The sequence below is a fragment of the Candidatus Goldiibacteriota bacterium genome (assembly GCA_016937715.1).
Lineage (GTDB): Bacteria > Oederibacteriota > PGYV01 > PGYV01 > PGYV01 > PGYV01.
Map to the genome: position 1 here is coordinate 22,937 of JAFGWA010000035.1, position 25,677 is coordinate 48,613.

The following is a 25,677-nucleotide window of genomic DNA, read 5'->3' on the forward strand; positions in this document are numbered from 1 at the left end:
TTTTTAAAACTTTATTCCGTAATCTTTCATTGCTTTCTTTAATTTGACTGCGGCTTCCGCCGGCAGTTTTGTCATAGGCAGCCTTATTTCATCATCAATAAGCCCCATGATTGCCATAGCCGCTTTTACAGGTATCGGGTTTGTTTCAATAAACATGGCCTTAACAAGCGGGAACATTTTGTGGTGCATTGCCCGCGCTTTTTTAATATCGCCGCTGTTAAAAGCGGTAATCATGGCTTTTACATCTTTAGGAATAATATTTGCCACAACAGAAATAACGCCGTGCCCGCCCACTGATAAAAGCGGAAGCGTAAGCGCGTCATCGCCGGACAACACATCAAAATCCGGGCCGCACGCCTTTATTACCTCGCTCATCTGCGAAAGGTCGCCGCTGGCTTCTTTAACGCCTGTAATGTTCTTACTTTTTGCAAGCTCTGCCATTACCGGGGTTGATACATTTACCCCTGTCCTGCCGATTATGTTATATACCACTATCGGAATTTTAACCGAGGCAGCTACAGCCTTAAAGTGTTCCAGAAGCCCGGCCTGTGTGGGTTTGTTGTAATAAGGGTTAACAATAAGACATCCGTCCGCGCCTGCTTTTTGGGCGGCCTGTGAATACTCTATGGCTTCTGCGGTTGAATTGGAACCCGTGCCTGCCATAACTTTCATCCTTTTATTCACAAGTTTCACGGTAAGCGCAATCAGCCCTTCGTGCTCTTCAACTGTAAGCGTGGGTGATTCCCCTGTGGTACCGCATGGTACTATACCGTCTGTTCCCGCTTTAGCGTGCATCTCTATAAGTTTGGCAAATGCCTTTTCGTCTATTTTCCCGTTTTTAAACGGCGTTACTATTGCAACGTATGATCCCCTGAACATGTTATGCCTCCTGATAATGATTTATTATTTATATACACTCTCTGAAATTATTCCTTCGGCTACAACGGATGCCGGCCCTTCAAGAAAAACATCCGTGTATTTTCCGTCTTTATACTTAAAAGATATTTTCAGCGTGCCGCCCGGCGCTTCAAAGGTAACCGGGCTTGCCGCTTTGCCGTAAGCATTCATAATAATGCCCGCGGCCGTGGCTCCCGTACCGCACGCAAGCGTTTCATCTTCCACTCCGCGTTCATAGGAACGAATTTTGAATTTATTGATACCTGCCTTTTCTATGAACATAGCGTTAGTGCCTTTGGGCGCGAACTGTTTGTGAAAACGGATCTGCTTTCCAAACTTTACCACATCAAATTTATCAAGTTCCTTTACTTCCGCGACAAAATGCGGGACGCCTGTATTTACAAAACCGCCCTTAAATTCCCCGCCTGTTACCTTAATTTTGATATTAAGCAAAAGCGTATGGGGATTTATCATCTGCAGTTTTACATCGCCGTTTTTCTTTATCTCCGCGTAATGCGCGCCGTCTTTAGCTATGAAATTGGTTTTATCCTTAACATACCCTTTCTCGTAGGCAAAACGCGCGATGCATCTGGCGGCGTTGCCGCACATATCGGCTTCAGAGCCGTCATTATTGTAAAACCTCATGTAAAAATCAGCGCCTTTGATACGTTCAAGCAGCAGCAGGCCGTCCGCGTCAATACCGAATTTCCTGCGGCATATCTTTACCACCTGTTCTGTGGTCAGCTTTATTTTTCCGGAAAAATTATCAATAAAAATGAAATCATTTCCGGCGCCTGACATCTTTGTAAATGGTATCCCTTTAACCTTAATTTTTTTCATTTTATTTCACCTGATATCAGCAATTTTGTCCCTGGCTATAATATCTTCCAGAGTTTCTCTTTCCCTGACAAGGTAGTCCTTATTGCCTTTAACCATAACTTCCGCGGCCCTGCGCCGGGAGTTATAGTTGCTTGACATAACCATTCCATAAGCGCCGGCCGTGCGGACAGCCAGCAGGTCGCCTTCCTTTACTTCAGGCAGATGCCTGTCCTTTGCCAGAAAATCGCCGCTTTCGCAAATGGGCCCAACTATATCATAAAGCTTAAGTTTTGCCTTGTTCACGTTTACAGGAAGCACCTTATGGTATGCCTGATAAAGACTTGGCCTTATAAGGTCGTTCATGCCTGTATCAGTAATAAGAAAGTTCTTTGTTCCGCCTTTCTTATTATAAATAACCTTTGCTACAAGAATTCCCGAATTGCCCGAAATAAACCTTCCCGGTTCAAGTATAAGTTTAACATTCATCCCCTTAAACATGGGCTTTATCTCGCTTGCGAAAATATCCGCGGTTGAAGGCTTTTCTTCGTTATATATTACGCCAAGCCCGCCGCCAATGTCAAAATATTCTATCTTAGCGCCGGTTTCATTTAAACCTTCTATTATTCTCTTCACCTTGCTGATTGCTTTTACATACGGCTCTATCGTGGTAATCTGCGAACCTATATGCATGTCCACAGCCTTAATATTCACGTGTTTGTATTTTCGTGCCTCTGTAAACAGCGTCGTTGCAAGTTCAATATCAATGCCAAACTTGTTTTCCTTTTTTCCGGTTGTAATGTAATGGTGCGTGGCGGCTTCCACGTCGGGATTTATACGCAGCCCTACATTCACAACTTTTTTCATCTTCTTTGCCACGGCATTTATCTGTTTTAATTCGTTTATGCTTTCCACGTTAAAAAGCAGAATTCCGCTTTTAATACCATATACTATCTCTTCTTCTGTCTTGCCCACTCCCGCGTAAACAACCTTTTTGGGGTCGCCGCCGGCTTTAATTACCCTGTAAAGTTCGCCCCCTGAAACAATATCAAAACCGGAGCCTTCCTTTGCAAGAATGTTTAAAAAGGTCAGGTTTGAATTCGCCTTGACCGAATAGCATATAAGCGTCGGAATATCAGAAAATGCCGACTTTATCTTTCTGAAATGCTCTGTAATTGTCCTGTGGCTGTAAACATAAAGCGGAGTGCCGTACTTCTTTGCAAGCGCGTTTATATCCGTATTTTCTGCAAAAAGTACGTTATTTTTATAGCCAAAATAGTCCATTTCATCCTCCAATTGGTAAATAATTGCACAATCATAACATAAACATTAATTGTATTCAAGCAGGATTAAGGAAATTTAAAGAATTGTGAGAATTTAAGGTTTTCGGAACCAAAAAAACGCGTCAGAAAATTTAACTTCCGCTAAAATCAAAACAGCTATCAAGAAGTAAAACTATATCTGATGATTGCATGTACGTTCAATTTAAAGCATATTTAAAGTGATATTTCAAACAGGTAAAACAGATAAACCGGACAGGTTTTTTAGCTTCACTTATAATTTTGTATTTGAATCGTCAGTTTAGGATGATATTACTTCCGGTTAACTTTTTAAAACTTAACCATAAAACAATACCATTTATCAACAAATATACATATTTTATTAGCGATTTCTTTATTAAAGTCTTGAGTCAAGGCACGGTGTCGGGTAAATTTTAAAATCAGCGTTCCCCTGCCTGTTTTAAATGCTTCTCAATTGCCTCTATTCTCTTACCGGAATGCGGATGAGTGGAGAGAAAATACATAAACTCACTGCCATTTTCCCGTGTTTTAAAGAGTGATAAAACTTTTTTAGCGCCTGCAGCGCTGCCGTACTTTTTCATAAGCAAATCCGCGGCAAACAGGTCCGCCTTAATTTCCTGATGCCTTGAAAACCCGGTTTCCGCGCTTCCAAGCCCCATATTAACCAGCCCCGAAATATCATTTGACGAACTGTTAAAACCGGCCATAAGCAGGATAAATATTAAAGACCTCCCAAGCCTTCTTAAATGGTCGCGGTTATTAAAATGTCCCATTTCATGCGCGAGCACAAAGACAATTTCATTTTCATCGTTCAGTTTGTCATAAAGGCCTTTATAAAAAAAAATAATACCGCCCGGCAGCGCCGCCGCGTTTTCCGTTTTATCATTAATAAACCTTACGGTAAAAGCGCCGGCCGGAAAACCCGTCAACTTACCCAAATCATCAGTCAGCTTCTGAAGCCTTAATTCTTCGGCGGGCCTTTTGGCAGACGGCGCGTATTTAACCGCAAAGGCAGAAGATATCTTTCTTTCCGTTTCCGCGCTTATATGAGGGACAATTAAATCTACGGCGGCGCCAAGAATAAAATAAACAGCGCCAATCACCGCAAGCAGCCCTATTGACAGATACAGGAATTCCAATACAGGCGAACTTTTAGGCGCGTTAACGCTGCCATCAGCGTGTTTTGGAACAAATTTCATTTTTTATACCTTACAGCCGTCCCGTAAGAGTACACTTCCACACAGCCTATGGCATTATTGCCCGTCATATTTCCGATGGAAGAGGTTTCTATTCTTAGATTAAAGATTTCATCGCAATTGTTTTTAACCGCGGCTTCTTTCAGCCTTAAAACGGCTTCCCTTCTGCCCCTGTCAACAAGGGTTTCATAGGAAGTTATCCTGCCGCCAAAAATAGTTTTAAGTGACGCAAGGATAAATTTAAAATAGTCATGCGAAATAACGCACGAACCCGATACAAAATACACTTTATCAATTTCTTTATCCGGGTCAATTCCTGATTTTGTATTTACTATCGGAATCATAACCAGGTTTGATTCTCTTTTATTCAGGCTTCTGTAATGGTTTTTCTCCGCAATTGTTCCCGCGGAAAAACCCACTGCAAGCAGGATAACAAAGAAAATAAGGTCGCCCATACTATTCCACCATTACCGCTGTCCCATAAACATACAATTCCGCGGCGCCCTGTGTAATTGAAGATGTGGAAAACCTTACGTTAATTACGGCGTTTGCTCCCATTTTTTCCGCCTGTGTCATCATGCGTTTCATCGCTTCATTGCGCGATTCTTTAAGAAGTTCCGTGTATCCTTTTAATTCCCCGCCCACGATATTTTTTAAACCCGCCATTATGTCCCTTCCAATGTGCTTTGCCCTTACAGTACTTCCTGACACAAGCCCGTAATGCTCCTTAATTTTCATCCCCGGTACAGTTTCTAAATTTGTAATTAACATAAAACCCTCCTTTAAATTTGATAAAAAGATTATCCCATATTATTTAAAAAATATAAACTTTTTTCAAAAAAACAAAACAACGGCATAAAATTTCAATGTAAAGTTTACTTGACATTATGTAAAGTATGCTTTACACTTAACACAAAGACAAATAGGAGGTAATAAATATGAACAGTAAAAAATACAGATTCGCAATGGCAATAGTTACCACACTTACAGCGGCAGGAGTGGGTGCAGGAGTTATTCTTCACAACTACCTTATTCCCCTTTTTACTCTGGCTATAGGCGTACTTCTTGTAATTGTGCTTAAAAGGCATATCAAAGAACTGGTAATGGAAGACGAAAGGATTAAGCAGATAAGCGCTTTTTCAGCGCGTGCGGCAGTTACCGTGTTCAGCAATCTGGCCGCATTAACAGGAATAGTCCTTCTTGCCTTTTTTGGCAAAGGTAATAATATAATAAGCGCCGTTGGGTATACCCTTTGTTTCTCCACCTGCTTTATCCTTCTGGTTGACCTTGCGGTGTATTTTTATCTTGATAAAAAACAGGTGAGTTAAAATGGAAAACAAAGTACGGCTTATGCGCGCGGAAAAAAATATCACTCAGGAAGAGCTTGCGGTACAGCTTAAAGTGACACGGCAGACAATAATCGCCATTGAAAACGGAAGATATGACCCTTCTCTTGAACTGGCCTTTAAAATGTCAGGTTTTTTTAAACGCCCTATTCATGATATCTTCACATATACAGGAGCAAAAAAATGACAAAAGGATTCTCTGAATCAACATACTGGATAATCTTTGCCGCTGTTATGGCATTCTACGCGCTTGTGGTAATGGTCTTTAAACTGAAAAAAGAACACCCTGTGCGCGACTGGGCGCAGGCGGGTTTTGAAGCTATACTTATAGCCACTTTCCTTAGAATAACGGTTGTTCAGACATTCGCCATCCCCACCCCGTCAATGGAAAACACCATGCTGGTCGGCGACCATCCCGTTGCAATGAAATTCTATTATGGATATTACAACCCGTTTACAGACAAACTGATATTTGATATCAACAAACCTAAGCGCGGCGAAGTTGTAATAATGCGCGACCCCACGGACAGAACAAACGAAATGTGGATAAAGCGGTGCGTGGCCGTAGCGGGTGATACCGTTGAAATAAAAGATAAAACGCTTTATGTGAATAGTATCCGTCAGGAAGAACCTTACGCCGTGCACGCAAGCCCGCTTTCTATTTCAGGATTCTTCTCGCCAAGGGACAACTTCCCTTTAACAACAATCCCCGAAGGCCATATATTTGTAATGGGAGATAACAGGGATAACTCTTATGACAGCAGGTTCTGGGGGCCGCTGCCGTTAAAAAAAGTACGCGGCAAGGCGGTTTTTGTTTACTGGCCGCCAAACAGGATAAAAGTTATAAAATAAACACCGCGCCGCAGGCGATGCATTTTTTGGTATGGCAGCCGATTACGCCGCCGCATTGTGGGCACTTCCACTTTTTCTTCTGCGCCCTTTCAAAAGCCGCTATGCCTTTCTCTTTTATCTGCATAAGGTTCTCTATGAAACTTATCTGATATCGTTTGGTATATCTTTTTTCAAGATGCTTTATCCGCGCGCAGGGGAAATCCGGACAGCTGTAACAGAAACCTGTGCTTTTACTTTTTAATTTTTTGCAGTTATAAATCAGGCATTTGGCACAATGCCCTATTTTACCATCATCAATCCCCCTGCATCCGACGCAATGGTTCTTTTCCCTAAGATACCCCATGCAGACAGCGCAGTTCATCCCGCAAGGCGCCGCCATGATAATTTTTTTAACTACCTTCTTCTTAACCGAATTTTCGTTTTTTATTTTTTTCACTTACACCCCCCTTGAAACATAAGCCCACAATAAGTTTCTGTTCATTGAGCTTAGCGCGCACGGCACACTTGCACTTATTGCCCATGGCAAACGTGCTCTTGTTTATTATCACAGACACCCGTTATCCGCGCTATATCACCGGCTTCCTGCCATATGAATTCCGCATGCATCGGAAATATTGTCGCGGATCCGACAACACACTTTAGCACATCTTTTCTCCTGACATTTTAAATGTTATTCAACTGCAAAAAAACTAATGAAAATCGGGCCTTGGGCCTTCCCCGTTTTCGCCGGCAAAACCTTTAAGGGTTATTAAATCAGCAATCTCATCAAACTGTTTTTTATAGAATCTTTTATACTCCGGCTCGTAAAACAAATACGCCCTTGCCATAATATCATCGCTTACAAGGTGGTTTTTCATGGGTACAAAGAACGCCTCTTCCGCGGAATCCGGCTTTTCTTCCATATGCAGAAAATCAACCACAAGGCTGGCTTCACGGAATTCGTCATCATCCACAAGCCTGAAACCTATCGAAAGAGTCAACGGGACTCCGGTAAGCTTAAGGCAATAATTATAAACAAGGTCTATATTATATATTATCTTTTCAAATATATACTTAAGCTCTCCGGGAGTATACTTATGATAGTTTTCATCATCAATTTCCTCAAATTCGGCATCAACTTCTTCCATCATATTTTCAAGGCCGCTCTCTTTTGATATTATAATACCTTCCCCGCCCTCAGCCTCTTCCTTCTCCTCATCCTCTGATTCTTCCTGCATGCTGTCTTCAACGATGCTTAAAAAGTCTTTTATTTCCTTTAATTCCGGCTCTGACGCGTCTATAAGGGCGTCCCTTACATCTTCAAGTTCAAGGCAGGTAAATATGGCTTTATCCACTTGTTCCGCCGATAAAAACTGGTATATAAAATCCGGCAGCAGCGTGGCAAAAGGCAGTTCAACTTTTATTTTGTCCATTTATATTCCTCTCCGCTTCAAATTTTAAAAACGCTTCTATAAATTCATCAAGGTCGCCGTCTAAAACATTATCCACGTCGCCCCTTTCATACCCTGTGCGTAAATCTTTTATCATCTTATACGGGTGCAGCACGTAAGAGCGTATCTGGCTGCCCCAGCTTATGCTGCGTTTTTCCCCCGCTATTTCTTCCATTTCAAGTTTCTTCTTTTCCTCTTCAAAGATAAAAAGCCTTGCCTTTAACTCTTTCATAGCCATCTCTTTATTCTTGCCCTGCGACCTGTCATTCTGGCATTGCACCACGATATTAGTGGGAATATGGGTTATCCTTATTGCGGATTCTGTCCTGTTAACGTGCTGTCCGCCCGCGCCGGACGCCCTGAAAGTGTCTATCCTTAAATCTTCTTCCTTTATATCCACAACCACTTCATCGTCCAGCTCGGGTATCACTTCCAGCGACGCAAAAGTGGTGTGCCTTCTTTTATTGGAATCAAACGGAGAGATTCTTACAAGCCTGTGAATTCCCTTTTCCGGCCGGAAATTGCCATAAGCGTATTCTCCCGCAACTTCAAAAGTAATGTCCTTAAATCCGGTTTCATCGCCGTGCATAATATCAGTGACTTCAATCTTAAACCCTTTATTCTCGCACCACATCCTGTACATGCGGTAAAGCATGGAAACCCAGTCGCACGACTCTGTTCCGCCGGCGCCCGCGTGTATTTTAACAATGGCATTATTTCTGTCGTAAGGGCCGGAAAATAAAAGCGTGACTTCGGTGCGTTCCAGAAGTTTCTTAAAAGAATCAAATTTAAACTGCAGTTCCGCTTCCAGCTGCGCGTCTTTTTCTGAATCAAGAAGTTCCAGTACCGTTTCTATCTCTTCAAACGCCGCTTTTAATTCCGCGTGGCGCTGTATATCATCGGTAATTCCTTTTATTTCCGTCTGAACTTTTTTAGCTTCCCTTGTGTCCTTCCAGAAATTAGGCTCCTGTGACTTTCTTTCAAGTTCTCCCCTTCTTAAAATTCTCCTTGGCAGGTCAAAGATACACCTCTACCTTGGAGACTCTTTCGCGGATTTCCGATATCCGGTCTTTTATCTCTTTTATTTCCATTACATCCTCCATAAATTAAAAAAAATCACTTAATACGTTAATCATAAAACCATTTTACGAATATTACTATGATTTAAAGTTTATGGCAAGAAATATGTTTTAAATTTGCGATATGCGCCTATAAAAATCCGCATTTTATTAAAATTAAGTGATTATGCGCATTCTTATACCTTTAGAGCAAAAAACCTAAAACCTCTATATTTTAAATGGCTTTTCATGATTTTAGTGCTATTCCGTTTTTCTTAAACGAATACATTAAAATTGACATATTTTGCCATTATTGTATAATCTAAACAGTTCTATGAAGGATTAAGAATACTATTTTGTTTCATATTATACAGGAGGATTAATTTATAATGCTTGCAAGTTACAATTGGATTAAAGAATATATAGATGTTAACACCCCTTCAGAAGAATTCGCTTCAAAATTATATATGTCCGGGCTTGCCTGCGAAGAAATTATAGAGAAAAAATCTGAAATTTCCAATGTAGTCTCCGCAAAGATACTTAAAATAGATAAACACCCTAACGCTGATAAACTGGCCTATTGTGACGTGACAGACGGCACGCAGACGTATAAAGTGGTATGCGGCGCTCCTAATATTAAAGAAGGCCAGATAGTGCCCCTTGCAAGGCTTGGCGCTACCCTGCCGGGCGGCGTTGCTATTAAACGAAGCAAAATCCGCGGGATTGAATCCGAAGGCATGATGTGTTCCGGCCGCGAACTTGGTTTTGGCGATGACCATTCAGGCATAATGCTTCTTGATGAAGCTAAATACCCGCTTGGCTCCGAATTTTCACCGGTTAAACCCGATACTGTTTTTAACTTTGAAATAACCCCCAACAGGCCTGACCTGCTGTGCATAACAGGAATTGCAAGGCTTGCGTCTGCCGTATATAAAAAACCCGTTAAGATGCCGTCCTGGTCCCTGCAGGATACATACATTGACCCAAAGCTTGATATCAATTCAATGCTTCAGGTTGAAAATCAGTCGCCTGAACGATGCCCGCGTTACGCCGCCAGAATAATAAAGGACGTAACCGTGAAAGATTCCCCTGACTGGCTTAAAGAAAAACTTATTTCATCCGGCATACGCCCCATTAACAACATTGTGGACGTCACCAATTTTGTCCTGCTGGAATTAAACCAGCCGCTTCACGCTTTTGACCACGCAAAACTTAAGGGCAATAAGATAATAATACGTACGGCAAAAAAGGGCGAAAAAATAACGGCGCTTGACGGCAAAACATACGAACCCAAAGAAACAGATTTAATGATTGCCGATTCCGCGGAACCGGCGGCCATAGCCGGCGTAATGGGCGGCGAGCATTTTTCCGTTACAGATTCAACAACAACAATTGTACTTGAATCGGCTTTCTTTAAACCAGGTTCTGTCAGAAAGACCTCGCGAAGCCTTGCCATTAAGTCAGATTCTTCTTACCGTTTTGAACGCGGCATTGATATTGACAACACCATAAACGCCATGAACCGCGCGGTTAACCTTATTATAGAAACAGCAGGCGGAAAAGCGTCTTTTGAAATAATAGATATCTACCCCGTTAAAACCGCGCCCAAAGAAATAAAGGTGCGTTTTGAAACACTTGGCAAAATAACAGGCATCCCCTTCACTCCGGACACCGCGGAGGCTGTAATTAAAGACCTTAATTTTACCGTCACCGCCAAAGACAGCGTTACAATGACAGTTTGCGTCCCGGGTTACAGGGTTGATATAGAAAAAGAAATTGACTTAATAGAAGATATCGCCCAGATATACGGCTATGATAACATTCCCATGACCATGCCTTTAACGCGCGTGACGCTGGGCACAAGCCCCGAATTGCAGCAGTTTATAAGCAAAGCCCGCAATACAATGGCTTCATTTGGTTTTTCTCAGGCGGTTAATTACAGTTTCATGAATAAAAAACTTTTAAAGGAACTTAAAGCAGAGGCCTATGCGCACCCTTCCCCTGCGGCAATTGCCAACCCTTTTAACGAAGAAGAATCGCATATGAAAACCACCATGATACCGGACATGATAAAAAACCTTATTTTTAATTACAATAAAGAAAACGAAAATGTTCACCTTTTTGAAATTGCAAACACTTTTTCGCGCCCCCTTGAAGGCAATTACACCCAGACCCCTCATTTAAGCGCCGTTTCATACGGCAATATAATGGAGCCGTCATTCAGCGGCAAGCTGCTGAAAACCGACCTTTATTATCTTAAAGCGGCTGTTTCAGGGCTGCATGCCCTTCTTAATACGGACGAAATGCCAATATACACGCCGGATTCATACTATCCGGAGTTTCTGGAATACTCTTCCGGCATCTTCATTTCCGGCAGGCGCGTGGGTACAATCGGCGGATTAAAAGAAGAAATAGCTTATGACAACAAACTTAAAGAGAAAGCCTATCTGCTGGAAATAAATCTTGAAGAATTGTATTCACTTTATAAACCCGTAAAGCGACTGACAAAGCTTTCGGTTTATCCTTCGGTTAAAAGGGATCTTGCCCTTTTATTAAAAAACGAAGTGCCGCACTCTGCCGTGGAAGATATTATTAAAGACGGCCGGCAGTCGCTTATAAAATCCATAAGCCTTTTTGACATATATAAAGGCAAACAGGTGCCCGACGGTTTTAAAAGCCTTGCTTACAATATAGTTTTTCAGTCAAACAAAAGGACTTTATCCGAAACCGAAATTAACAAAATCATGGATACCATAATTAACAGGCTTAAGAAAGAAATAAACGCGGAGCTGAGGTCATAAATGCCTCTTATCGCCATTGAGATTCTTGAAGAAAAGGTAAAAGAGCTGCTGCTTGCCGTTAATCACCTTCACGCCGAAAACACAAGGCTGAAGGACGAAATTAAAAACCTTTCTTCGGGGGCTGATGCCATATCGCCCGAAATTCTATACGAACTTGAAACGCTTAAAAAGACTGTTGATAAATACAGGCAGGAAAGAAACGTTTTAACGGTTAAAATCACAAGGATGCTTGACCAGTTGAAAAAAGTATCCGGCACAGGCCAAGAGGATGACAGCAATGGATAAATCCGTAATTACAGTGAATATTTTCGGCAACGAATATACAATAAAAGGCGTAGCCGAACCGGAATATATCACTTCCCTTGCAGCGTATATCAACAATAAAATGACGGAAGTTCAGTACGCCACAGGGCTTAAAGATACCAAAAAAATAGCAATACTTGCAGCCATTAACCTTGCGGACGAACTGTTTGAAGCAAAAAAGAACTTAAAAGAAAAATACATTCCAAAAGAACAATTTCAGGCTGTCCGCAACAGAGTTGAAAACCTTATATCCATGATAGATAAAGAACTTCCTTCAGGTATAATACCGGAAAAAGAATCCGAATCAGGCTTAACAGACAATACTGAATATAATAAAAAACCTGAAAATGATAACGAAGAACCTGAAGAATAGTAACTTTTAAACCTTTTTATGACCTATACCAAAATCCTTATTTAAGAATTCCTTTGTTATCAATTTTCGCGGCAAAAGCATCATATTCGCCTTTTCCATAAGTGCCTGTCCAGCCGGCCGTAACATAACCTCCGTCCGGCGCTTTTACCGTACCTGCGGCGTATTCATCTTTTCTTCCGCCAAAAGTTGAAGTCCACAGCGAATTTCCGGAAGCGTCAACTTTCATTACAAAAATATCAGAAGAACCATTGCCGTACGAATCAGTTGTACCAGTTATTACATAATTTTTACCGTCTTCAATTATCGTTTTTCCCGTATCAATCAGCTTGCCGCCGTAAGTCTTTTCCCATACAGCGTTTAACCGCCCGTCAAGTTTTAAAAGATAAACCTGCGCGGAATTGCCGTCTTTTGCCGTATCTGAGGTTTCACCGACAACAGCATATCCTCCGTCCGAAGTTTTTATGATATCTTCAAAGCCGTCGTATCCTTTATCACCGAACGTTTTAAAAGCAAGGCTGTTTCCTTTTGCGTCCAGTTTCATAACAAAACCGTCATATCCGCCTTTTGACCACGAAGAGGACCTGCCTGCCATTACAAAACCGTCATCAGCTGATATTATCGCGGTGCCAAAATCAAATTTACCGCCGCCATAAGTCCTGGTTAATAACTTATTCCCGTTTTTGTCAGCTAATACAAAATATATTTCTATGGCATTTGACCCGCTGAAAGAAGATGAGTTGCCGGCCATGGCGATATTCCCGTTTAGACTTTCGCACATTCCTGCCGCTTCATCATTTCCCGGCCCGCCAAAATATGACTGAAATATTTCTTTACCGTCAAAACCGGTTTTTACCAGATACGCATCCCGTAAACCCGCGCCCTTGGAATCGCTATAACCGCACATTAACAAGCCGTCTTTTGTGGTTATAACTTTAAATAACCGGTCATCCCCTTTTTCTCCAAAATTGCGGCTGAATTTTTCCCTGCCTTTTTCATCAATTTTAACAAGATAACCGTCAATCGTACCGCCCGGAAAGGAATTGGTCATACCGGCAAGAAAATAACCGCCTTTTGGGTTATTACATATTGACCTGACACTGTCATAAGTTTTACCGCCATAGTTCTTATACCCTTTAAAACTTTTGATGCCGTTGAAATCACATCCGGATATAAATAAGCATAAGCCGGCACAAATTAATGTCTTTCTCATTTTTCCTCCGGTTTCCTGAAGTTATAAAAGAATATTGCCCGATTTGCCGTTTGCCTTATAAACATAAACAAGGACTTCCGCTATAAGTTTATAAAGTTCAGACGGTATTTCCTGACCAAGGTCAAGTTTTGACAGAACTTCAATTAAATCAGGATCTTCGTACAGCGGAATATCATTTTTTTTGGCAAGTTCTATTATCTTTTCGGCAATATTACCTTTGCCTTTTGCCGCAATTCTGGGGGCTCCGTCTTTATCTTTGTCATATTTAACCGCAATTGCGTTTAACTTTTTTTCCGGCATAACGTTTCCCCTTTTAGGCCTTTAAGTTAATATTTCCAAGATTGATATAACCGTCAGATTCAGGGGAAGATACCTGTTCTCCGGCTTCTTCTGTCTTTATCATAAAGTTTCTCATGCTGTAATTTATTGTTTCTATACCCTTTAAAAAATCATTTTTCATCTTTGTAAGCTGTTGTTTGGCCTTTTCGTTATCCGCAATAACAGTGCATTCAACGTCATTTTTATAAACCGTCATCCTGACCTTAACGTTTCCAAGTTTGGAAGTGTTAAGGACAAACATAATATTTACCGGCTCTTTCGCTTCAAGGTTTTCTTTTAACGAGCCCTTTCTGTACCACACCTGAAGCTCTCCGTTAAACAGTTTGTTATCCATAAGAAGCGGTATCTGCGTGTAAATGATTTCATACGCTGCCGGTTTCTGATTTATAAACTGCATGGCATTAAGGTTATTAAGCGTGTCTTTGACGCTTTCTCTTGCGCCGTTAACAGTATCTTTTATCACAGACAACGTGTCATTGTCCGCATTTTTCATCGCCGCGGATGTATTACGTTCAAAAACCGATAATTCCGCTTCAAGGCCGACAAGCAGCGACTTCATATTCTGCCTTGCGCCGCTAATCAACGCTTCTTTTGACTGACCATCAGAAAAACCGTGCGCTTTCCCCGAAAAAATATCCTTAACCTGCGCTTCAAGTGTTATTCCGCTTTTTTCTATAAAATTTTTAATCTGCCCGTCCATTACCGCCCGGTCAGACGGCTTAATTGATATCTGTGCTATTGCTTCTTTTATGCCGGCTGCAAGCTGCATGCTTTTTGATTCATTATATCCCGCGGCACGCATAGATTCTCCCGCGGCTAAAAAACGCGAAAGTGATGCGTTTAAAGCTTCCAGATTCTGATTTAATTTGATATCCCCGGAGAAATACTTATTCATGATATCCGTAAACTTTGTATTATCAAGGGGCATTTCCCTTGATTTTAAAAATATCAGGGATTCAATTGCCGATTCCACGTCAAATTTAGTAACCGGCAGATTTACTGCGGTACTGTTAATTTCAGGTTTAACAAAAAAGTCTTTTAATATGCTGCTGTTAATGTTATTTTCCACAAATTCAGCCGCATTTTTAGTAAATTTAGCGGCTTCTGCCGCCGTCGCATTTCCAAATATAACTTTTGAATTTGCTTTTATGAATTCATTAAGTTTTTCCGAAACACGTAATATTTCACCTGACAGTTGAGAATTGCCGTTTTTAACCGCGGATGCCGCCTGCGCCAGATTCTTTGTAAAATCAGTTATCGCTGACGCCATATCTCTTGCGCTTTTTACCTGCGGCGCCATATCTTCCCTTCCTGCGTTTGCCTGTAATCCCCGCTGTTCCGTATTATTTCCTATTGCCATTATCCTTGCGAATATATCTTTATTTAAATTTAATCCGGCTCCGGCCAAAACTTTCTGTCCCAAAGGCATTTCTGCAGGCTTAAAAGTTTCCGGTTTAATTGAAGGTTCAAAAAATCTTCCCGCAAGGCTTTTTGCGGCAGCAGCGGCAAGCTCCGGGTTTCCAGAAGGCACAACAGTGTTTAACGCGGCATTCATACCCGGAAAACTGATGTTCAGTTCAAGTTTAACCGGATTATATGAAATTTCCGCGCCTGACGCAAACTTTGCGGTAACCGGCTGTTTATCAGATGACATCGCCGCGTTCAGAAAATTATTCACCTCGGCAGGCTTTGCGAGATTTTCTCCCGCGGCTTTATTCATAAAAAGCGATAAAAGTTCTTTGCCGGTATTATTAACATTCAGCGTAACACTGCCGTCTTTTACATTAACCGACACATCATCAGCCGACTTTGCCGCTGAATTAACCGTGTTGATACTATTAATCATGGCAGCGGAAACTTCCTGCTTTAACGCGTTAATTACCTGAGGGTCTTTTATACCCGCCATGGTTTTAACAGCCTGATTAAGCTTTAAATTAAGCGACATCATTGCGATTATGGAATCCTGCCTGAAAGAAGCGGTCTGGGCGGCCGCTTTGTCAAAAACAGAATTTAAAGATGACGCGTCTACGCCTTTCTGTGACATGTAATTATTAAGCGCGGTGTGTATCTGATTCATATTTTCTTTTGTTACCGCTATCTGATAATCCGCAAGTTTCATGGCGGTATAGATATTTTGTTCATTAACCGGTACTTTTATGGCGGATAGAAGAGCTGCCACCTGTTCTGCCGCCGGCTGAACAGACACCGCCGAAGGCATAAGTTTGCCTGCCGCGGCAAGGCCGTCAGGTATCAGTTTCATAAATATTTTTTCACCCATCTGCGAAACCTGAACCGTTATCGCATCGCCTTTGGACAACGGCGCGTTATTTGGCAGTTGGGATATAACATTATAACCTTTAAAGTTGATTATCGCCTTATTGTCGGAAGGAATGACTTCAATTACCCTGCCTTTTAAAGTATCACCGGCCTTTAAAAGGGCAAACAGGTCTGAAACTTTTTTATCCTGTGAACTTAAAAGTTCAAATAAATTACCTGATAAACCCGAAACAGCCATATTCACCGCCTTAAATTAAATAAAGCAACTGTGCCTTTATAAATAATATATCGGAAAATAAAAGGTTTTCTTTACTGTTTTTTTAGGTTTTTAATAAGTTCAATTTCCCCAAATGACATCCCGGTCACCGAAGCAATTTCCTGAACAGCCATGCCGTTATCCAGCAGTTTACCCACCCTGTCATATTTATCTTTAACGGATGGCTTTACAGCCTGCTTTGGATTTTTGGGTTCTTCTTTAATTTCAAATACGGCAGGCTGCCTTGTAATTATTGCCGGTTCTGCCTGGGGTTTTGCTTCCTGCACAACAGGCACAGCTGCTGCAGGTTCCTGAACCGAAGATATCTCCGTTTTATATTCAGCAGTTCTCTGCAGCCTGTTTCTTTCAAGCAGGTATTTAAGTTCTTTTATAACTGTTTCAGTCTCTTTCAATTTTTTATCCAGCTCTGTTTTGGCGCTGTTTATTGACGACACGCCTAAAGAGGCTGATTTTTCCATTTCTTCCACAAGCTGGCGCATATTATGCTGAAACTCTATAAGTTCAATGTCTTCAAGCTCTGATAAAACACCGCTTTTTTCTTTTGGTTTTTTTAAAAACAAAAATATAACCGCCGCCAAAAGAAGTATATTTAGAATTATAAGTGCCGTTGTCATGGTTTACGCCTTAATATCAATTATATGATTTTTTAAATCGGGCTTGACGTTATCATCCGCCTGCGGTGTTAATCCGGCTTCATCCCTGCCGCTTTTCTGATCAAACGAACTTTTTTTCCATTGTCTTGTATTTTCTTTTTTTTCGGCTATAGCGGATGCTTCCGATTTATTTTCCGGATCAACCACCTGGTCTTTACGGTGTTCCGCGTCCTGTTGAAGTTTAAGCATTTCTTTTGATTGCGCGGTCTGAACCCCTGAAAGCAGCGCGTCATTATATTTTGACGCTAAAACGGACGCGGTGATCATAACCTGCATATCGTATAATCTCACTGCGCGTCACCGCCTTTTTGTGTGAATCCGTTTATCCGGAGAACGGAAGAACCTGAATTTCGCCGTTCTTCTCTACAAATGTACAATACTTAAGCTCGTCATTTACTGTTCGCTGGGCTTTGTTTATTATGACTTTTACTCCGGTGTAAACCATACCCATACAGTTTACTTTGCCTCTTTTTGTGGTCTGCATTTCTTTTGCTTTTGCATCCAGTTTAGACTTTGTTTCTTCCCACTTTTTCTGGTCAGTCATAAGTTTAAACTGAGTCCTTGTAAGTTTTGCCATTAAGTCCCTTTTATCGGGCGGAAGCTGTCCTCCGGATTTCTGCTGAAGGTCTTTTAAGAATAAAATACCTTTTTTAGTCTTATCAAGCTGTTCGTTGATTCCGCTTAATTCTGATGTGGCTTTTGCCATTTCTTCCCTCATCTTGGGGGTTTCACCTATTGTTATTTCCGTCGGCGTCGCCATCTTTGCCCCTATTTCCTTTGCTGTTACTTCATGGCCTGCCGCTATTGTTCCGCCTACCAGCAGCCCTTTGGCTCCCATTATGCCTATCTTATCCCCTGCCACAAGCGTGGAATGCATGGCAGCTTCATTTACTATGATACTTTTTTCTGTTTCCACGTAAGCGTTACGGATGTATTTTGTGTTTACTTCATCCTGCGCCACAACTTTTGCTTTTTTTCCTACAATACCGCCTTTCACAGTAACTTTTCCGCCGGCATAAATTTCAGTTCCGTCAGCGACATCGTCAATTACGACATCCTGCCCGGCCTTAATAACATATTCCCCCACACTTCCGTGTATTATTACCGTTCCCACAAAATCAATATTGCCTATGGCAAGGCCAAGGTCTCCCTGAACTTCAAATATTTCAAGTACTTCAAGTTTATTGTTTTTATAAACCACCTGTCCGTCATTGGAAGCCACATAAAGTTCGGCGTTGCCCATTGCCTGTTCCACGCCTTTACCCATAAGAAACTTTACTTCGTTTCCTTTAGCGGCTGTTAATTCTTTTCCCGTAACCGTCATACCGTTAACACCGTTTGTCGGCGGGACTTTTTTTGCAAGAGCCTGTCCTTTTTTCACGTTCTGCAGGCTCTGCACATTTTTATAATCAACCGCGCCTTCAGCGCCTTCCGATGCGGATGCTTCTGTCTTAAGAGCGTTATCAAATAAAAGTTCCAGCTTTGCGTCTTCACCGTTAATAACGCCCTGGCCTTCCGCAACCACATCTTCAATGGCTTCAAGCAGGACAGTAGGGTCATTTTTTGCTTCTTTAGCCTTGGATACAAGCGCCTTTATGACATCATGTTTAATTCCAAATGATACCGCTTCTGTTTTTAACGCGTTAATAACATCTTCTTCTTCTATCTCTTTGCCGCCGCCCTGCGGGGGGACAATTGTAATCATGGCGCTCATTTCTTCCGGGTCAACTTTCACAAATATCTGTCCGTCTTTAACATCAATGCGTTCCTGCACAATTAAAACAGGCTGGCCGGTGGCTTCCCTTACGGCACGCTCAACAGCTTTAAAATCCAGATCCTTTATCTGATGTTTTGCAAGTTCCTGCTGAATAGAGGCAAGTTCAACTTTAAGCCCTTTGCCTTTGGGTGCAAATACCGTAAGATAAACCCCGTCATCTTCCGTAGTAACTGTTGAATAACCGTCCATATCCACCATAAATTCACCTCTCATTATGCGGTTTTCTTAAAACCGCTTCTTAATCTTAATACCGTTTTTGTGTGTATCTGGCACACTCTTGATTCAGAAACATCAAGCACTTTGCCTATTTCCTTGAAATTCATTTCATGCCAGTAATAACATTCAAGGACTGTTCTTTCATCTTTATCAAGAGCGTCTATGAAGCCCGCCAGCATGGCTCTAACTTCATCTTTTTCAAATTCAATAAGGACTGCCGGTTCATCACCCAAAATATCTTCAAAACTGAATTTTTCCCCGTTCCTGCTTAATATATCCCCGTCAAGCGAAAGCAGGGTAATTCCTTTAATTTTATCCAATATATCATAAAAAGCTTCCGTTGTCATCCCTAATTCTTCTGCCATTTCTTCATCCGTAGCCGGCCTGCCAAGCCTGCTTTCCGTTGCTATATAAGCATTTTCCACCTTTTTTGCCGTTTCCCTGACATTTTTAGGCAGTAAATCTTCTTTTCTTAACGAATCTATTATTGCCCCTCTTACCCTTTTGGATGCAAAGGTTTCAAATTTGATATTTCTGGCGATATCAAATTTTTCCACAGCTTCTATCAGGCCTATAACACCCTCTATGTACAGGTCTTCCCTGTCATTTTTTCTTACTTCTGCCGGCAGCTGATATGATATCCTGTCGGTAAAATATTTTACAAGCGGAAGATACGCTTTAATAATCTGTTCCCTTGTTTTATCGTCCCTGTTTTTAGCGTAGCTTTTCCACAAATCCCCGTTTGTTTCCAATTAACTCCCCTTACCTGAACAGGTCTTCTATGTTATTATTTCCAGCAGTTAAATCTATCTTTTTGCCCTTTACAGGTTCTTTTACCGGCGCAGCAGGGTGTTTAATTTCCGTATTATATCCGGTTTTTTTTATTTTTTTCGAAAGCGCTTCCATCTCTTCATGAAATATAAGGTGAATTCCAAAAAATGCCATAAAAAAAGATGTTACCCCGATAAGCACAGCGGAAAGCAGTATCTCGTTTATTTCTTTATTTATACTTACCAGGCCTCCTATAAAGAACCCCGCGCTGCCTATAAGCAGCGAAATTTCCGCAGCAAGCCGCCTGTTCATTTTGTTTTCTTTGATGTTTTCTTTGCGGCATTCTTTACTTTTAAATCTTCCCTGATAATATAACTTGCAAGCCTGTCCCTGTCCGCTTCATCAATCTCCGTTATTTTTAACTTAAGTTCAAACTGCCCTTTTTCAATTTCTTCCGAACCCAAAACTTCTCCCGCTGCCGTTATGGGGGAATCCGTACCATCCTTGACAAAAATATCAATTTCGTATTTCGTCCCCTTTTTTATGTCTTTGCCCGAAAGTATGGTAAGGCCGTTTCCGCTTATGGATGTGGTGTATGATATGTTCGGCGGAACGGATGCATTCGCGTACCTTTCAACAATCTGCCTGAATTCAACCTTGATTTTTTTAGAGAGCCTAACAAAATTCCTTCTTTGTGCCATTTTTACCCTCCGTAAAATTCAGTTTATATTACCTGAAAATATCAAATACTTTTTTAAACGCTTCTGTAATATTGTTAGGCTTTTTTTCACCGCCGCGTTCTTTTACAAACCTGTCAGATATTCTTTCCGCTATTTCTTTTACGCAGTTTGCCGCCCTGGAATCCGGATGCAGAACCGAAAACGGCTTCTGGGACATAACGCTGTTTAATACCGCTTTATCCCTGTAAATAAAACCGTAAGATTCCACAAACGTATTTAAAAAACGCCTTGATAAAAGGATTACCCTTGAAGCTATTTCTTTTGCCTCTTCTTTTGAATTTGCCATGTTGACAATAAGCTTCAACGGCACCGCTTCTTTGCTTAAAGACACCACTTTAATAAGCCCGTAGGCATCCATAAGGGCTGTCGGCTCCGGCGTTGTTATTACTATTCCATAGTCGGAAGCATAGATGAAACTAAGCGTGTTCTTGCTTATTCCGGCTCCCGTATCAATAAGAAGTATGTCCACCATGTCTTCAACTTCCGCAAGCTGGGTTATAAACTTTTCCCTCTGCACATTGCTTAAATTAGCAAGCTCTTTTACCCCCGACCCGCTGGCAATAAGTTTCACACCGTATTCAGTCTCTGTAATAATATCTTTTATACTTCTTTCTTCCCTTATAACATGGGTAAGATTATAACGCGGATTTATTCCGAAAATTATATCAACGTTTGCCAGCCCAAGGTCCGCGTCAAATATCATAACCCTGTTGCCAAGCTTTGAAAGTTCAATCGCAAGGTTAACGGTAAAATTGCTTTTACCCACCCCGCCTTTACCGCTTGAAACGGCTATTACCTTCGTGGAGCTTTTGGAATGATGAATTTTATTCTCATTACCCTTTGGGTCCTGATTTTCATCGCCGTTATTGGCGGCATCCGGTTCGCTCTGCCTTTTAGCGGTTACTAACTCTCTAAGTTTCTCTGCTTGATCCAAGCTTCAAAGTCTCCTTTTAATATTAGTCTTGCCATAACGCCGGAATCCGCCACTTCAATGTCATCTGGCACGGTCTGGCCAACGGTAAGATATGAAACAGGAATTCCTCCCGAACCCACGCTTAAGTTAAGAAGCATCCCGTAATTCTTTGTTTCGTCAAGTTTGGTAAACAGAATCCTGTGAATTGGCACCATGCCAAAATTATTGATTATACTTAAAGCGTCATAATACTTTGTAACAGCGCTTACCACCAGGTGCGTTTCCATGGGCGAATAAACTTCCATAAATTCCTTCAGTTCCATAAGCTGTTTTTTATTCCGCGGGCTTCTTCCGGCTGTGTCAAAAAATATAATATCCTTATCCATATGTTTGTTAATTACCTTTTTGAAATCCGCGGGCGTAAGCACTATTTCCACCGGAATCCCCATTATTTCCCCGTACTTTTTCAACTGGGCTTCCGCGGCTATTCTGTAAGTATCCGCGCTTACAAGCACAACTTTTTTATTTTCCACCAGCGCGTATTTTGCGGCTAACTTGGCAAGCGTAGTGGTCTTGCCCACGCCGGTAGGCCCGATAAATGAAATAATTTTAGGAGTGCCCGCAGCCGTCTTAAAAGGGCCGGAAACTTTTATCATCCCGGAAAGATAGTCCAGAAGATAGTTGTCTATGTACTGCTTATTATTTATCTGCGCGTCTGACAGCTGGGAATTAATTGTCTGAAGCGTCCTGAAAACAAGATTCTCTTCCACCCCGTTATCAAGCAGCAGTTTCTGTATCCTGCCTATGCCGTCCTTTAAGTTCACTCCGGCAGCTGAAGGTTCTTTCATCCCCCTGATATTTCCGCCAAGGGATATTTTACCTTCATTTAATTCTCTGGCAAAAGATTCATTCTTAAGCGATATATCTTCCACTCGCCTGTAATTGGCTATCATATCCATATTTACCTGGGAAGTCTGCTGCTGTATAGGCGCTGCCTGCCTTTGCACAGGCTGAGGAATATACTGCTGATTTACCTGCTGTGTTCTGCCATAAGAAGATACAGGCTGCTGGGCAGCAGGCATAAATTGAGGGGCCCTTGGTTTTTCTATATTGATGTCTATTCCGGCTGTGACTTCCGTGCGTTCGCTTCCAAACAGACCGAATATTCCGCCTTTTTTGTATTTCTTTGTGTGAAGAATGACAGCTTCGGGGCCAAAATCTTTTTTTACCTTGGCAAGCGCCCCCTGTAATGTTTCAGCGTCAAACTTCTTTATTCTCATAGGGGAACTTTTACCATACCCACAGACCGCACTTCAACCTTTGGCACAACTTCATTGTATGAAAGGACGGCCAGATTGGGAAGTATTTTTTCCACTATTTTCCTGAAATAACCCCTTATAAGCGGCGAACAAAGCACTACAGGATCATATTCTTTTCCTGCATTTCTCTTGAATTCATTAATAACGCTGTTATATATACCCTGTATCACATGGGGGTCAAGGCCGGCACTTGAATATTTATCCGCCTGCCTTAAAGATTCAAGTATGTGCTGTTCAAGTTCCGAATCAATTGTTATCGCGAAAATTATGCCGTCTTTGGAATACTTGTGCGTAAAATACCTTGCCATTGCCTGCCTTACAAATTCCGTCAGCACTTCTGTGTCTTTTGTAGACTTGGCGTGGTCGGCAAGCGTTTCAAAAACTGTAACCAGATCCCTGATTGAAACTTTTTCCCTTATAAGGTTCTGCAATACCTTCTGAAGTTCCCCTACTGACAGCGCGCCGGGTATAAGTTCATCCACAACCGCGGCATTTGTTTTTCTTACCATGTCAATAAGCTGCTGTACTTCCTGCCTTGTAAGCAGTTCGTCAGCGTGGGCTTTGATAATTTCAGATAAATGGGTGGATATAACCGAAGGCACATCCACAACCGTGTACCCTTTTAATTCCGCGTTTCTCTTTTCGCTTTCTTTTATCCATTTCGCGGGCAGGTTAAACGCCGGATCTTTAGCGGGAATACCTTCAATATCCATAGCCTGCGATCCCGGTTTCATGGCAAGATAATAGCCTATTTCCACTTTACCCCTGGAAACTTCAACACCCTTTATTTTCGCCACATATTCATTGGAAGAAAGCTGCATATTATCGCGTATTCTGATTGGGGGAACCACAAGCCCCAGTTCTAACGCAGTCTGTTTTCTAAGTATCGTTACCCTGTCAAGCAGATCGCCGCCCTGTGACGGATCCACCAGCGGTATAAGCGCGAAACCAATTTCAAGTTCCATTGTATCAACCTGAATTAACGGCATTACATTTTCCGGTTCGCGTTTTGTCTGTTCTTCTTTTTCTTTGGTGACCGCGGTCTGCTGAGCAATCTTTTTATCAGCCACGCCTATGATGTAAGAAACGGTCCACGCAATTACCGCCATCATGAAGAAAGGTATTTTTACAAGCCACGAAGGGAAAACAAAACCCATAAAGAACAGCACCACACCCACCAGGGCAATTGCCCTTGGCTGCGCGAATAACTCTCCCGCGAAATCCTGCCCAAGGTTGGCGTCTGACGCCGCCCTTGTGACTATAATACCCGTGCCTACAGATAATAAAAGCGCGGGAATCTGTGTGACAAGGCCTTCGCCTATCGTTAATACCGTGTATCTCATCGCGGCGTCCGCAAGAGTCATACCGTGGAAAATTATGCCTATGAAAAATCCGGCAATGATATTTATAAGGACAATTACTATTGCGGCAATGGCATCACCCCTTACAAACTTGCTGGCACCGTCCATTGAACCATAGAAATCCGCTTCCCTTTCTATTGACCTTCTTCTTCCCCTTGCTTCTTCATCAGTGATAAGCCCGGCGTTTAAATCAGCGTCAATTGCCATCTGTTTTCCCGGCATAGCGTCAAGGGTAAACCTTGCCGCAACTTCAGCCACACGCTGGGCGCCGGAAGTGATTACCACAAACTGTACAAGTATGATTATGGTGAAAATAACAAGCCCGATTATAAGTCCGCTCATGTCCTGCGCGCCCACAACAAAATTTCCGAATGTCGGGATTACTTCACCCACATCCAGCGGCTGGCTTAAGATAAGCCTGGTGGCGGAAATATTCAGCGCAAGCCTGAAAACCGTTACAATTAAAAGCAAAGTAGGAAAAGTGGAAAACTGCAGCGGTTCTTTAGCATACATGGTAACAATCAGCACAACAAGCGCCAGCGCCAGGTTTAATACAAGAAGTAAATCCAACAGAAACGGCGGTAAAGGAACAACGATCATTAAAACAACCGCGACAATCGCGAATACTACTATAAAATCTGTGGATCTTCTTAATGAAGCAGAAAATCCGGTATCAGGGCTGGCAGCCGGCATTATTAACTACCTCCAATATACGGTATAATATCATCTCTTAAAGGCTTATTATCCACTTTTTTTTCATTTTCATCAAGTCTTATTTTGCCCTTTGTTTGATAGACAAAAGCCAGGATTTCAGCCACTGCCTGAAACATATCCGGCGGTATTTCCCATCCAAGTTCAAGCTTTACAAGTGTCCTTGCCAAAGGGGGATTTTCCACAATTACCACCCTGTTTTTCCTGGCAATTTCCTTTATTTTTTCAGCCATAAAATTCATTCCTTTTGCCACTATAAACGGCGCTTTTTCGCCGGTTTCATCATATTTAAGGGCTACCGCAACATGAGTGGGATTGGTAATTACAACGTCTGCCTGCGGTATTTCGCTTATCATCCTTTTTCTTGCCATTTCCCTTTGAATACTTCTTATCCTGGACTTTATCATCGGATCGCCTTCCAGCTGTTTGTATTCATCTTTAACTTCCTGTTTTGACATCTTTAAATTGTCATTATACTGCCATTTCTGATAAAGAAAATCCACAAGGGAAAAAACAATAAAAGCGCCCACAATCTTGGCGGCAAGCTTTAAAGCCGTCCCTGCAGCAAAAGAAAAATATGTTTCCATATCCATAAGCGGAGTCATAAAAATATCATTCATTACTTTTCTTACAGTGGACCAGAAAATATAGCCGATTATGGCTATTTTTATAATGGATTTTATAAGTTCCACAAGCGAGCGAAGCGAAAACATCCTTTTCATTCCCTGAACCGGATTAAT

At 41.8% G+C, this 25,677-nt stretch carries 28 protein-coding genes; 6 read left to right on the plus strand and 22 right to left on the minus strand.

Annotated features, from left to right (window positions below; all coding sequences use genetic code 11):
• Nucleotides 1-3: 3 nt before the first annotated feature.
• The 6 genes from JXR81_04270 to JXR81_04295 all read right to left on the minus strand — a co-directional run bounded on the left by JXR81_04270 (nucleotide 4) and on the right by JXR81_04295 (nucleotide 4,981).
• Complete coding sequence (locus tag JXR81_04270) at nucleotides 4-879, minus strand: 4-hydroxy-tetrahydrodipicolinate synthase (protein ID MBN2754063.1); 876 nt, start codon at nucleotides 877-879, stop codon at nucleotides 4-6.
• A 24-nt stretch (nucleotides 880-903) separates the two neighbouring features.
• Nucleotides 904-1,737 (minus strand): diaminopimelate epimerase, encoded by an 834-nt coding sequence (locus JXR81_04275; protein MBN2754064.1) that lies wholly within the window; start codon nucleotides 1,735-1,737, stop codon nucleotides 904-906.
• A 6-nt stretch (nucleotides 1,738-1,743) separates the two neighbouring features.
• Nucleotides 1,744-2,997 carry a diaminopimelate decarboxylase gene (gene lysA / locus JXR81_04280; protein ID MBN2754065.1) on the minus strand — a complete coding sequence of 418 codons (1,254 nt, stop codon included), beginning with the start codon at nucleotides 2,995-2,997 and terminating at the stop codon, nucleotides 1,744-1,746.
• 436 nt (nucleotides 2,998-3,433) lie between these two features.
• Nucleotides 3,434-4,213: a M48 family metallopeptidase gene (locus tag JXR81_04285; protein MBN2754066.1), complete on the minus strand. Its 780-nt coding sequence runs from the start codon at nucleotides 4,211-4,213 to the stop codon at nucleotides 3,434-3,436.
• Nucleotides 4,210-4,665, minus strand: a complete 456-nt coding sequence (locus JXR81_04290) for a heavy metal-binding domain-containing protein (protein ID MBN2754067.1) — start codon at nucleotides 4,663-4,665, stop codon at nucleotides 4,210-4,212. The genes JXR81_04285 and JXR81_04290 overlap by 4 nt, the downstream gene beginning before the upstream one ends.
• Before the next feature lies 1 nt (nucleotide 4,666).
• A complete protein-coding gene (locus tag JXR81_04295) occupies nucleotides 4,667-4,981 on the minus strand; it encodes a YbjQ family protein (GenBank protein MBN2754068.1) in 315 nt (104 codons plus the stop codon).
• Between the two features lie 167 nt (nucleotides 4,982-5,148).
• On the opposite strand from JXR81_04295, the gene JXR81_04300 reads away from it, so the two are divergent.
• Genes JXR81_04300 through lepB form a run of 3 tightly spaced genes read left to right on the plus strand, consistent with a single transcriptional unit; the run spans nucleotide 5,149 to nucleotide 6,408 of the window.
• The gene (locus tag JXR81_04300; GenBank protein MBN2754069.1) at nucleotides 5,149-5,538 is read left to right on the plus strand and encodes a DUF2178 domain-containing protein; all 390 of its coding nucleotides are present in this window, start codon (nucleotides 5,149-5,151) and stop codon (nucleotides 5,536-5,538) included.
• A gap of 1 nt (nucleotide 5,539) precedes the next feature.
• Complete coding sequence (locus JXR81_04305) at nucleotides 5,540-5,743, plus strand: helix-turn-helix transcriptional regulator (protein ID MBN2754070.1); 204 nt, start codon at nucleotides 5,540-5,542, stop codon at nucleotides 5,741-5,743.
• Nucleotides 5,740-6,408, plus strand: a complete 669-nt coding sequence (lepB, locus tag JXR81_04310) for a signal peptidase I (protein MBN2754071.1) — start codon at nucleotides 5,740-5,742, stop codon at nucleotides 6,406-6,408. The genes JXR81_04305 and lepB overlap by 4 nt, the downstream gene beginning before the upstream one ends.
• Here the strand turns inward: lepB and JXR81_04315 are convergent.
• From JXR81_04315 to prfB, 3 genes are all read right to left on the minus strand, one after another.
• Nucleotides 6,398-6,844: a DUF3795 domain-containing protein gene (locus JXR81_04315; protein MBN2754072.1), complete on the minus strand. Its 447-nt coding sequence runs from the start codon at nucleotides 6,842-6,844 to the stop codon at nucleotides 6,398-6,400. The two genes, lepB and JXR81_04315, sit on opposite strands and share 11 nt — an antisense overlap.
• Nucleotides 6,845-7,097: 253 nt before the next feature.
• Nucleotides 7,098-7,820 carry a hypothetical protein gene (locus JXR81_04320; protein ID MBN2754073.1) on the minus strand — a complete coding sequence of 241 codons (723 nt, stop codon included), beginning with the start codon at nucleotides 7,818-7,820 and terminating at the stop codon, nucleotides 7,098-7,100.
• Nucleotides 7,801-8,929, minus strand: a protein-coding gene (gene prfB, locus JXR81_04325; protein MBN2754074.1) for a peptide chain release factor 2 whose coding sequence is annotated in 2 segments (ribosomal slippage) — nucleotides 7,801-8,856 and nucleotides 8,858-8,929 — 1,128 coding nt in all. Because the reading frame shifts where the segments join, the coding sequence is not laid out codon by codon here. The genes JXR81_04320 and prfB overlap by 20 nt, the downstream gene beginning before the upstream one ends.
• 356 nt (nucleotides 8,930-9,285) lie before the next feature.
• Between prfB and JXR81_04330 the strand changes: the two genes are divergently transcribed.
• The 3 genes from JXR81_04330 to JXR81_04340 are packed head-to-tail and all read left to right on the plus strand — an operon-like array spanning nucleotide 9,286 to nucleotide 12,373.
• The gene (locus JXR81_04330) at nucleotides 9,286-11,697 is read left to right on the plus strand and encodes a phenylalanine--tRNA ligase subunit beta (GenBank protein ID MBN2754075.1); all 2,412 of its coding nucleotides are present in this window, start codon (nucleotides 9,286-9,288) and stop codon (nucleotides 11,695-11,697) included.
• Nucleotides 11,698-11,982: a hypothetical protein gene (locus JXR81_04335; protein ID MBN2754076.1), complete on the plus strand. Its 285-nt coding sequence runs from the start codon at nucleotides 11,698-11,700 to the stop codon at nucleotides 11,980-11,982.
• A complete protein-coding gene (locus JXR81_04340) occupies nucleotides 11,975-12,373 on the plus strand; it encodes a cell division protein ZapA (GenBank protein MBN2754077.1) in 399 nt (132 codons plus the stop codon). Before JXR81_04335 ends, JXR81_04340 begins: the two co-directional genes overlap by 8 nt.
• Nucleotides 12,374-12,410: 37 nt before the next feature.
• Here the strand turns inward: JXR81_04340 and JXR81_04345 are convergent, their stop codons facing one another.
• From JXR81_04345 to JXR81_04405, 13 genes are all read right to left on the minus strand, one after another.
• The gene (locus tag JXR81_04345) at nucleotides 12,411-13,583 is read right to left on the minus strand and encodes a hypothetical protein (protein ID MBN2754078.1); all 1,173 of its coding nucleotides are present in this window, start codon (nucleotides 13,581-13,583) and stop codon (nucleotides 12,411-12,413) included.
• Nucleotides 13,584-13,604: 21 nt separating this feature from the next.
• Nucleotides 13,605-13,883, minus strand: coding sequence for an EscU/YscU/HrcU family type III secretion system export apparatus switch protein (locus JXR81_04350; protein ID MBN2754079.1), 279 nt, complete (start codon nucleotides 13,881-13,883; stop codon nucleotides 13,605-13,607).
• Nucleotides 13,884-13,896: 13 nt separating this feature from the next.
• The gene (locus JXR81_04355) at nucleotides 13,897-16,437 is read right to left on the minus strand and encodes a hypothetical protein (protein ID MBN2754080.1); all 2,541 of its coding nucleotides are present in this window, start codon (nucleotides 16,435-16,437) and stop codon (nucleotides 13,897-13,899) included.
• 71 nt (nucleotides 16,438-16,508) lie between these two features.
• Nucleotides 16,509-17,090, minus strand: a complete 582-nt coding sequence (locus JXR81_04360) for a hypothetical protein (GenBank protein MBN2754081.1) — start codon at nucleotides 17,088-17,090, stop codon at nucleotides 16,509-16,511.
• A gap of 3 nt (nucleotides 17,091-17,093) precedes the next feature.
• Nucleotides 17,094-17,420 carry a hypothetical protein gene (locus JXR81_04365; protein MBN2754082.1) on the minus strand — a complete coding sequence of 109 codons (327 nt, stop codon included), beginning with the start codon at nucleotides 17,418-17,420 and terminating at the stop codon, nucleotides 17,094-17,096.
• Nucleotides 17,421-17,451: 31 nt separating this feature from the next.
• Nucleotides 17,452-19,119: a DUF342 domain-containing protein gene (locus JXR81_04370; protein MBN2754083.1), complete on the minus strand. Its 1,668-nt coding sequence runs from the start codon at nucleotides 19,117-19,119 to the stop codon at nucleotides 17,452-17,454.
• Complete coding sequence (locus tag JXR81_04375; GenBank protein MBN2754084.1) at nucleotides 19,119-19,874, minus strand: FliA/WhiG family RNA polymerase sigma factor; 756 nt, start codon at nucleotides 19,872-19,874, stop codon at nucleotides 19,119-19,121. The genes JXR81_04370 and JXR81_04375 overlap by 1 nt, the downstream gene beginning before the upstream one ends.
• Before the next feature lie 10 nt (nucleotides 19,875-19,884).
• A complete protein-coding gene (locus JXR81_04380) occupies nucleotides 19,885-20,205 on the minus strand; it encodes a hypothetical protein (protein MBN2754085.1) in 321 nt (106 codons plus the stop codon).
• Nucleotides 20,202-20,594 (minus strand): PilZ domain-containing protein, encoded by a 393-nt coding sequence (locus JXR81_04385; protein MBN2754086.1) that lies wholly within the window; start codon nucleotides 20,592-20,594, stop codon nucleotides 20,202-20,204. The genes JXR81_04380 and JXR81_04385 overlap by 4 nt, the downstream gene beginning before the upstream one ends.
• Before the next feature lie 28 nt (nucleotides 20,595-20,622).
• Nucleotides 20,623-21,567, minus strand: a complete 945-nt coding sequence (locus tag JXR81_04390) for a MinD/ParA family protein (protein ID MBN2754087.1) — start codon at nucleotides 21,565-21,567, stop codon at nucleotides 20,623-20,625.
• Nucleotides 21,537-22,826, minus strand: coding sequence for a flagellar biosynthesis protein FlhF (flhF, locus tag JXR81_04395; protein MBN2754088.1), 1,290 nt, complete (start codon nucleotides 22,824-22,826; stop codon nucleotides 21,537-21,539). The genes JXR81_04390 and flhF overlap by 31 nt, the downstream gene beginning before the upstream one ends.
• Nucleotides 22,823-24,919 (minus strand): flagellar biosynthesis protein FlhA, encoded by a 2,097-nt coding sequence (flhA, locus tag JXR81_04400; protein ID MBN2754089.1) that lies wholly within the window; start codon nucleotides 24,917-24,919, stop codon nucleotides 22,823-22,825. The genes flhF and flhA overlap by 4 nt, the downstream gene beginning before the upstream one ends.
• Nucleotides 24,920-24,921: 2 nt before the next feature.
• On the minus strand, nucleotides 24,922-25,677 hold a 756-nt coding region (locus JXR81_04405; protein ID MBN2754090.1), incomplete at its 5' end, for an EscU/YscU/HrcU family type III secretion system export apparatus switch protein.